This is a genomic window from Olsenella phocaeensis, assembly GCF_900120385.1.
In the GTDB taxonomy this organism is placed as follows: domain Bacteria; phylum Actinomycetota; class Coriobacteriia; order Coriobacteriales; family Atopobiaceae; genus Olsenella_I; species Olsenella_I phocaeensis.
In genome coordinates this window covers 1-8,894 of the sequence record NZ_LT635526.1, presented here as the reverse complement: position 1 = coordinate 8,894, position 8,894 = coordinate 1, and the positions used below count along the sequence as shown (strand labels likewise).

11 protein-coding genes are annotated in these 8,894 nt (G+C 64.4%); 1 reads left to right on the top strand and 10 read right to left on the bottom strand.

All coding sequences use genetic code 11. From position 1 onward, the window contains the following. The coding region (locus tag BQ7388_RS11150) for a class I SAM-dependent methyltransferase (RefSeq protein ID WP_200781494.1) at positions 1 to 278 on the bottom strand (278 nt) is incomplete at its 3' end. A 185-nt stretch (positions 279 to 463) separates the two neighbouring features. Between BQ7388_RS11150 and BQ7388_RS11145 the strand changes: the two genes are divergently transcribed. After that, complete coding sequence (locus tag BQ7388_RS11145; RefSeq protein WP_072500691.1) at positions 464 to 1,186, top strand: gamma-glutamyl-gamma-aminobutyrate hydrolase family protein; 723 nt, start codon at positions 464 to 466, stop codon at positions 1,184 to 1,186. Between the two features lie 18 nt (positions 1,187 to 1,204). Here BQ7388_RS11145 and BQ7388_RS11140 read toward each other — a convergent pair whose 3' ends face one another. The 9 genes from BQ7388_RS11140 to asnA all read right to left on the bottom strand — a co-directional run bounded on the left by BQ7388_RS11140 (position 1,205) and on the right by asnA (position 8,144). After that, positions 1,205 to 2,452 carry a type II toxin-antitoxin system HipA family toxin gene (locus BQ7388_RS11140; protein ID WP_255353935.1) on the bottom strand — a complete coding sequence of 416 codons (1,248 nt, stop codon included), beginning with the start codon at positions 2,450 to 2,452 and terminating at the stop codon, positions 1,205 to 1,207. Between the two features lie 26 nt (positions 2,453 to 2,478). Continuing rightward, complete coding sequence (locus BQ7388_RS11135; RefSeq protein WP_072500690.1) at positions 2,479 to 2,829, bottom strand: helix-turn-helix domain-containing protein; 351 nt, start codon at positions 2,827 to 2,829, stop codon at positions 2,479 to 2,481. A 91-nt stretch (positions 2,830 to 2,920) separates the two neighbouring features. Further along, the gene (locus BQ7388_RS11130) at positions 2,921 to 3,589 is read right to left on the bottom strand and encodes a nitroreductase family protein (protein ID WP_062530462.1); all 669 of its coding nucleotides are present in this window, start codon (positions 3,587 to 3,589) and stop codon (positions 2,921 to 2,923) included. 320 nt (positions 3,590 to 3,909) lie between these two features. Further along, positions 3,910 to 4,257, bottom strand: a complete 348-nt coding sequence (locus tag BQ7388_RS11120) for a type II toxin-antitoxin system PemK/MazF family toxin (RefSeq protein WP_062530458.1) — start codon at positions 4,255 to 4,257, stop codon at positions 3,910 to 3,912. Beyond that, a complete protein-coding gene (locus tag BQ7388_RS11115) occupies positions 4,250 to 4,525 on the bottom strand; it encodes a type II toxin-antitoxin system RelB/DinJ family antitoxin (RefSeq protein WP_009277803.1) in 276 nt (91 codons plus the stop codon). Before BQ7388_RS11115 ends, BQ7388_RS11120 begins: the two co-directional genes overlap by 8 nt. 63 nt (positions 4,526 to 4,588) lie before the next feature. Further along, on the bottom strand, positions 4,589 to 4,726 hold the full coding sequence (locus BQ7388_RS12515; RefSeq protein WP_159430855.1) for a hypothetical protein: 138 nt from the start codon (positions 4,724 to 4,726) through the stop codon (positions 4,589 to 4,591). 349 nt (positions 4,727 to 5,075) lie between these two features. Further along, positions 5,076 to 5,309: a hypothetical protein gene (locus BQ7388_RS11110; protein ID WP_062530456.1), complete on the bottom strand. Its 234-nt coding sequence runs from the start codon at positions 5,307 to 5,309 to the stop codon at positions 5,076 to 5,078. 514 nt (positions 5,310 to 5,823) lie between these two features. Then, the gene (locus BQ7388_RS11105; protein ID WP_009277806.1) at positions 5,824 to 6,984 is read right to left on the bottom strand and encodes an iron-containing alcohol dehydrogenase; all 1,161 of its coding nucleotides are present in this window, start codon (positions 6,982 to 6,984) and stop codon (positions 5,824 to 5,826) included. 152 nt (positions 6,985 to 7,136) lie between these two features. Next, positions 7,137 to 8,144, bottom strand: a complete 1,008-nt coding sequence (gene asnA, locus BQ7388_RS11100; protein ID WP_072500689.1) for an aspartate--ammonia ligase — start codon at positions 8,142 to 8,144, stop codon at positions 7,137 to 7,139. Positions 8,145 to 8,894 lie beyond the last annotated feature (750 nt).

Sequence of the window (8,894 nt, the reverse complement as noted above, 5' to 3'; positions counted from 1 at the left end):
CCCGCAGCGGCGATGCGCCGTCCCAGGCGGCCCATGGTGGCCCCTCCCCCGCAGCCCACGTCCAGAGCGCGGGTGTCGGGAGCAAGGTCCAGGAAGTCGAGAGCCCAGTTGGTGAGACCCTCGTGGCTCTGGTTCATGCGCCGCAGCATCTGCGCGCCAAAGCTTCCCTCGGGACGGGCGGGGTTTCCCGCCTGGGTCACACGACGCTCATGGTCGTCAAGCCCTGCCACGCCGCCCTCCCGTTCGACGCGGTCGTTCGTCTGGCCTTCGCCTTCCATGGGATCCTCCCGTTCCTCTCGCCCATACGGACGACCCATGTCGACCGTCCGGCGTCACGTTTGTCACGCCCACCCTAGCCAAGCCACGACCACTCGGCAACGGTCTTTCGACTTTGTCAATTGCCTGCCATGGGTGCAATTGTGGTCTATGCTCAATAGGTTGCCAAACGAACGAGGATGCGAGCATGAAGCCAATCATAGGAGTGACCCCCCTTACCAACCCCGACACGGACGAGACGGTGATCCGTCCCGGCTACTTCGAGGCGCTGACTGCCTGTGGGGCGATTCCCATCATGCTTCCCTACACCGACGACGTGACCGACATCGACCAGATCCTGGGTCACGTGGACGGCATCCTGCTCACCGGCGGCTACGACGTCAATCCCCATCTGTACGGAGAGAGCCCGCTGCCCCAGGTGGACGAGCCCCAGAGGGAGCTCGACGCCCTGCAGATGGTGCTGGTGCCTCGCGCCGTGAGCCGCGACCTGCCCGTGCTGGGCATCTGCCGTGGTATCCAGGTCATCAACGTCGCGCTGGGCGGCAACCTCGTCCAGGACATCCCCACGCAGTGCCCGCAGAGCCACACCCACCGCATGGACCCGCCCTTCGACGCACCGTGGCACGACGTGAGCATCGTCGAGGGAAGCCCTCTTGGCAGGCTGCTCGACGGGGAGCCGTCCATGGGCGTCAACAGCAAGCACCACCAGGCCCTGCGCGAGCTCGCGCCGGGAATTGAGCCCATGGCCTGGTCGGACGACGGGCTCGTCGAGGCCGTGTGGATGCCCCAGAAGAGCTACGTGTGGGCGGTCCAGTGGCACCCGGAGCTCATGTTTGCCAGCGACTGGCACCAGCGGCGGCTGATCGAGAGCTTCGTGGCCGCAGCCCAGGAGCACGCGTCCGCGAGGTAGCGAGCGCAAGTCCTTGTTCTATTTGAGCTGTGCCATGATGCGCTCGAAGTTGCGCGTTATTGGCGTCTCCATCCTGGATCTCAGCTCCTCGATGCCCGGAAGACCCTCGCTGGCATCGAACACCCCGCCAATCTTGCCGATTACATCGGACGCGATCCGCAGCATAGTCTCCACGCACCATGCCTCGTCGAATCCATAGCCCCTCATGCCCGCACCCTCTGCATACTTGCTCAATGCCTTTCTGCTCATCCGACCGAAGCGATTCTCTCCCCCTATGCCCATCGCAAGCCGTCCGTCCCTGCGCATGGACTCGTAGCAAAGGCCAGATGCGACGTCGTACATCGGAGCCAGAAGCGCGTCGCCCCCTCCGCCCAGCAGGACCGAATAGTTCTTGGCATGAGCATCTGGAGCCCCTATCAGCGTGTTGAAGAAGAGCATCCTGGTGAACAGCTCAACATTTGTGCGTGCCCTGCTGGTCTTCGACAGCAACCGTACGACGTCCAACGCCCCGGGGCCTCCGTCAATCGTGTACTTCATGTCGGGCATGACGCCCAAGGCCTGGCATAGGTCCTCCTGGTGGATGCGAGCGATCTCGCCCTCTCGGCCGACCGCCCTGTCATAGCAACGAACGACGATTGCGGGCTCATCTCCGAACATCCTGTATTCGACCCTTGATACGGGCAGGTTGCATGCAGCAGCAAGTCTCATGCACACGTATTCGTTCAGAGCCTGGAGGCTATAGCCAAGGACCCCGTTCTTGAAGATATGCGTGGTCGCGGCGGATCCCTCGCAGGAGCACCACGCGCCTTCTCGCAATGCAAGTGCGAACTTCCCCTGATTGCCACCCAACGACCAATGCTCCCCCCTCCCCACCCAAGAGTCCTCCGGGCCTTGGCGAAGCCGTCTGAGGCGATTGCAAATCTGTTCGTCAGAGAGGGACACGTAGCGTGAGGAGCGTCCCAGCACCTTAGACACGCTGTCTGGCGTGCAGAACTGGACCCCGCCAGGACAGTCCAGGCCGATATGCTCAAGCAGGGCCAGGGGATTATTGGCGCTCACGTCGAACTCACGTGCAATGTCTCGGCGGACTGCCTCGCTGTCGGGCAAGAGGCCGAACAGATAGGGCCTTAGTCTTCGCTCCGCATATGCACCATTCCTCACGGGAAGGGAAAGGGAGAGGGGAATTCCATCGTAGCCATCGGCATACCTGAACTCGAAGCTGCCCGAGTCGGTCTGCGAGAGCATGCCGACCTCTTTGGTTCCCATAATTGCGACAAGCTGTCGGGACATCCTCACCCCTCCCAGCCATACGCATCGGAGAGGGACTCGGCAACAAAGTCCGCGTAGGTCTCTTCATAGCATTTCGTTAGCTCTTCGTCAGACACCTGAGGCGAAGCAGACGCCTGCCGCACGGCAGTCGCGGTGCTCGAGCCACCACCAACATACAGCGAGAGCCCAAGGGAGCCCAAGATCCCCAAGAGTTTGTCGAGTCGAATGCCCGTCGCCTCTCCCTGCTCAAGCGAGAGCACAAGCCGCTCGGACACCCCGGCCTTGTCCGCAAGCTCCCGCCGCGTCAGCCCAAGCTCGAGCCTCCTCGAACGAACCGCTTGCCCCATTTGTCTCGGAATGTGAATCTGTCGCATCGTCAATCCAATCCGCAAAGTTCTGCGGTCAATCACCAGGACAGCGCAACTCAACATTGTCACATGGTGAGAGGTACGGGTAGCACGGGGACTACGCCCAGTCGAAGTTCTCCCTGCCAGCGCCCAGCTCGAAATGATGCCTCACGATGCCCAGGTCGACGCCGGCGAGCGCCCCGGGCGCATAGCTCGCATGCACCGTGCGGCCCGAGCCCTCCAGCATGAACGCCTGACGGTTGATGGCAGTGGGGGCAAGGAGGGCCGCCTCGACGCCCGCCCTGAACCACTCGGGCTCCTCGCCTGCGTAGGAGCTCACCTGGTCCGCACGCTTGGAGCGGTGAGGCCTCCCCTGCTCGAGGCCATGGCCCACGCAGACGATGCCCACGAGCTTCTCGCCCTGGGCCATACCCGCCGCACGCGAAGCACCGCCACGGCTGAAGGTCCCGCCCACCCACCAGCTGTTCAGGCCCAAGGTCTGGGCATGGAGCATGAGGTCCGAGCTGCACCAGCCCAGCGCCTCGTCGAGCGAGCCGTCCTCGGGACCCATGAGGGCGACGTAGTCACGCACGCCGCGGGCGAGCGTCATGCGGAGCAGCGCGCCAAAGGCATGTCCGTCGTCGTGGACGAGCACCATGTGGGTGCCATGCTCGTGGTTGAGGAGCTCGACGCGCCCCTCGAGGGCGGCAAGACCCTGGTCGTCGAGCGACCGTCCGTCGAATTTCCTCACCGTGTGGCGCGCGGCCATGGCCTCTTGCATGTTCATATGTGACGTCCCTTCGGTTCGCGTTGGGGAAAGACTATCCCAGCTCGATGACGTCCAGGTCGTCGGGCACGAAGACCTGGCCGCCGAAGAGCGGTGCGCCCTTCGCCAGATAGAGCTCGCGGCGTCGCCCGAGCTGCTGCTCTCGCTCGGCACGCGATTGCGCACGCTCTTTTCGCCCAGCACGCTGTTGCGCACGGCGGACCCTGCGTTTGCACAGATGGTGAGAGGGGCGAGTGTGCGCAAGCGCGTGGCGGATGCCGGAGGCGTGCGCAACTGCGTGGCGGCACAGCTCGCACACATGCCGACCTGCCTTGCAGGCATTAGCGCGCCTCCGACGCGACCTTCCGCAGGATGCCGGCAAGCGCCAGGGCATCCCTCTCGCTCAATCGGCCAATGCGTCCCGCAGTCCCCAGGTACGAGGCAGGAATCTGGGCAATGCGATCCACCCGAGCGATCGACGGCTTGTCCAACCCCGCCTGTGCCCAGTCGACAAGCCTGTAGTCATTCTCAAGATGGAGCTTGTTGGTGGCGCTGGTAACCATCATGACCAGCTGGTCTCTGCCATCAGACGCCAGCACGATAACGGGCCTGTACTTGTAACCCTTCCCTTCCTGAAAGTTGAAGCGGGCGTGCCAGACCTCCCATCTGCATAGGTTCAAGTCACTCATCCTCGTCCCAGTCCGCAGGGAGGATGGCGGTGTCCGAGGAGTCCAGCTGTGCCTTGTATGCCAGCGCCGAGAGCTCCTCGAAGCTCGGAGCCTCAGGACGGAGGTCAAAGGGAAGGCCGCCGACCTCTATCGACTTGACCAGGAACATGTTGATCGCGTCATTCAGGCTGATGCCCCAGCGCGCGTAGACCTTCCGCGCCCCATCGCGCACCTTGCGGGGAGCGCGTGTCTTTATCTCCGCGTCATGAGGGGGTGTCACAGTTGCCATACTTTACCTCCTTTGCAGTACTTACCCGAATAGTACCCAAATCGGGTACTATCTCGAAGTCTTTCAAGCGAGATGAGCGGTGCCTTTCTCGCTTGGCACGCACGAGCGCACGAAGTGCCCATCCCGCACGCGCATGCGCACACGTTTTTCATCCAGCACGCTGTTGCGCACGCCCTTTTCGCCCAGCACGCTGTTGCGCACAGCAGACCCTGCGTTTGCGCAGATGGCGAGGGGGACGGGCGTGCGCTTTAGCGTGGAGGATGCCGGAGATGTGCGCAGCTGCGTGGCGGATGCCGGAGATGTGCGCTTTAGCGTGGAGGATCCCGGAGGCGTGCGCAACGACGTACTGGCGGCACGGCCGCACATGGACCGCCCAGCACGCAAGACATCAGTGAACATTCGATGCAATCTTACTCAGAATGCAAGCGAGCGCCAAGGGATCCCTGTCGCTCAGTCGGCCGATGCGTCCTGCAATCCCCAGGTACGAGACCGGAATCTGAGCGATGCGGTCAACCCAAGCAATCGATGATCGCTTCAAAGGCATGGGCCATCAGAGGTACATCACGATGAGCTCTACCATGCAGATGGCGGCCATCCCAATCAGTATGCCGCCAATCGCGTGGCCCAGCCCGTCTCGCTTCTGGGCCTCGATTTGCTCATCGGTCGCCTTCCTGTTTCCCGCAATGGACCTGAGACCCCTGCCGGACACGAGCAACGCTCCCCAAACAACTAGGACCAGAGAGACGACAAGCAGAGCCACCACCCCGATGGACTTCGTTTCCATGCCATCCTCCTGCGGAACCGATGAATAATTCACTCCGGCCACATCATAACCCGACCGACCGAGTGCCCGCAAGGATGCCCCGTAATGTCAAATATACCTATCTACCTGCTAATATGGCGTAACTGACGTCAGGGAGCAGACGCCAGAACGACAACGGGCCTGTACTTGTAGCCCTTCCCCTCCTTAAAGCTGAAGCGAGCGCGCCAGACCTTCCGCGCCTCGTCCCGCACGCGATTGCGCACGCCCCTTTCGCCCAGCACGCTGCTGCGCACAGCAGACCCTGCGTTTGCGCAGATGGCGAGGGGGACGGGCGTGCGCTTTAGCGTGGAGGATGCCGGGGACGTGCACAACTGCGTGGCGAGTCCAGACGAATGCGCGCAACGGCGTGCCAGCGACCCAGAGGCATGCGCAACGACGTACTGGCGGCACGAGCCGCAGCCGTAACACAACCGGCCACGCCTCGCACCGCCACCAGCGCCGTACGCGCGTCCCTCTCGCCTGGCCCTCGCTCCCGCTAGAGGGCGGCAGAGTAGATCTGCTCGACGTCCTCCTCGCTCAGCTCCACGAAGCTGCCCTTGGAGCCAGCCGCCGCCTTCTTGGCCATGACTGCGAAGTGCTCGTCGCTCGTGATGCCCACCTCGCGCAGCGTCGCGGGCATCCCCATCGTCCCGAAGAAGAACTCGCGCGTAAGGCGAATGGCCTCGCGCGACGCGGCCATGTCGTCGGCCTCAGTCACGCCCCAGACGTTGCGGCCATAGCGCGCAAACACGGGAGCCGTGCGCTCGTCCAGCACGTGCTCCATCCAGGCGGGCGTCAGGATCGCGAGCCCCTCGCCATGCGTGATGTCATAGAAGGCCGAGAGCTCGTGCTCCATGGGATGCACGCACCATGCCGGCGAGCAGCCCTCGCTCACCAGGCCGTTGATGGCGTGGCTCGACGCCCACATGAGGTTGGCGCGCGCCTCGTAGTCGTCCGGCTTGGCCAGCGCGATGGGCCCGTAGTGGATGCAGGTCTTGAGGATGCCCTCAGCGAGGCGCTCCTGCAGGAAGCTGCCAGGCTCGAAGTGGAAGTAGTTCTCGAAGGTGTGGCTCATCATGTCCGCCGTCCCCGCTGCCGTCTGGCGCGCGGGCACCGAGAAGGTATAGCTGGGGTCGAGCACGGACATCGTGGGAAGCAGCGCCGAGCCGGCCGTCCCCCACTTCTCATTCTTCTCGAGGTCGCTGATCACCGCGAAGGCATCCATCTCGGACCCCGTAGCCGAGAGCGTCAACACGGTGTAGATGGGCAGCGCGGCCTCGATCAGCTGCGGATGGATGACCAGGTCCCAGGGGTCCCCGTCGTAGCGGGCGCCCGCCGCGACCACCTTCGCGCAGTCGATGGAGCTGCCCCCACCGATGGCGAGGACCATGTCGATGCCGTTGGAGCGGCAGAGCTCGACGCCGCGTCGCACCGTCTGGATGCGGGGGTTGGGCTCGACGCCATCGAGCTCAAAGACCTGAATGCCGGCCTCGCCCAGGACGCGAAGCGCCTCGTCGTAGATGCCATTGCGCTTGATGCTGCCGCCGCCGTAGCAGAGAAGCACCCGATCGCCGCTCTGGCGCAGCTCGCTCAGGTGGCTGATCTGGCCTCGGCCGAAGTGAATCTTGGTGGGCGCAAAGTAGGTGAAGTCGAGCATGGCACTCCCCTTCCGACGACGTCCGTGCCGTCCCCACGGCATCGTGACGGGAAGAGCGTAGCACGGAGGGGAGAGGCCCGAGCCCTTTGGCTGGAATGCGAGCGCACGCGACGGTCGTGCGAGGCCATGACCGGAGCGGCCATGCTAGAACGCTAGAGCAGCCGCACCCCGTGCTCCTCGCAGGCACGCACCATGTCCTCAGGCCAGATGCTGGCCTGCACCTCTCCAACGTGGACGCGGCCCAGGAGCAGCATGCACAGGCGGGACTGTCCGATGCCGCCACCGATGGTGAAGGGCAGCTCGTCCGCCAGCACCGCGCGGTGGTACGGAAGCTCGGCTCGCTCGGGGCACCCCGCCTTCTGGAGCTGGGAGCGCAGTGCCACGGCATCAACGCGGATGCCCATGCTCGAGATCTCGAGCGCGCGCTGCAGGGGCTCGTACCAGAAGAGGATGTCGCCGTTGAGCTGCCAGTCGTCGTAGTCCGGCGCGCGACCGTCATGCGGCTCGCCGTTAGAGAGACGGTCGCCGATGCGCATCAGGAAGACGCAGCCAAGCTCGCGGGTTATCGCATCCTCGCGCTCGCGCGGCGTGAGGTCGGGATAGCGCCGCAGCAGCTCCTCGCTGTCCACAAAGTGCATCTCGTCAGGTAGGCGGTAGAAGGCGTCCGGGTACTTGTACCAGACCTCGTGCTGCATGTGCTTGATGATGCGGAAGACCTCGGACGCGGTGCTGCGCAGGGTCTCCTCGTTGCGGTCCTCGCGGCGGATGACGCGCTCCCAGTCCCACTGGTCCACGTAGCAGGAGTGCAGGTTGTCCAGCTCCTCGTCGCGGCGCACGGCGTTCATGTTGGCGTAGATTCCCTCGCCCGGCTGGTAGCCGTACTTGCGCAGCGCCATGCGCTTCCACTTGGCCAGCGACTGCACAACCTCCACGGTCTCGTCCGGCTGCCAGGGCACGTCGAAGCTCACGGGGCGCTCGACGCCGTTGAGGTTGTCGTTGAGGCCGGAGCTCCTCTCCACGAAGAGCGGGGCAGAGACGCGCGAGAGCCTCATCTCGCGGCCCATCTCGCGCTGGAAGGTATCGCGGATGTACTTGATGGCATCCTCCGTCTGGCGGACGCTCATCTTGGGGTCGTACTGCTCGGGCAGGTAGAGGGACATGTCTGGCGCTCCTCGGCGATCAGCTTTGCGTTTGCACGTATGGCATTGTGCTCGCAGTGGGCATGCCCAGGCAAGCTCTCGGCAAGGGCGCAACACGCTGATAATACAGGCGAGAGGGAGGCGCATGCCGCCGGCGCGACGGCGGAGACAATACGCTGTGGCCGCGGCTGCGTCACGCTGCGGCTGCGTCACGCACGCTGACGCACACACGCAGTACCGCTGAGTGCGCTGATACGCACGCCAATTTCGCCGAGTACGCTGATACGCACGCGCGCCAGCACGTTTGCCCAGTTGGGCGCTGGCGACATTGTGCGCTCGAGCGTGGAGAATTCCGGGCGCGTTCGCTTCAGCGTGTGGGATGGCCCGCACCGCACCATTGGGGTATGCCTCGTGGTTTTGGGCGTTCTTCTGCTCGCGCTTCCCGCAAGGCCCGCACTTGCCGGTGCGGCGAGGGCGGTGTCCATCGTCGTTCTGGCAGCCTGCGCTCTGATGCTTTGCATGGGCTTCGCGTCCAGCGAGGGCCTTGCGCTTGCGTTCGACGGGGTCGGCGCCGCCATGTGCGGCGGCGTTTTGCCGCTTGTGCGCGAGGGGAGGGTTAGCTGATGTTCGAGAGGCTCGCCGAGCCCCACAGGACCTCCCCCGCCTCTGACGGGGACGGGGTTGGCATGCCGGCCGCCTTCTGCCGCGGCCACGGGGGAGGCCCTTCGGCGACGGGCTCCTGACCGTCCTCGCCCCCGAGGGGGCGGGCTG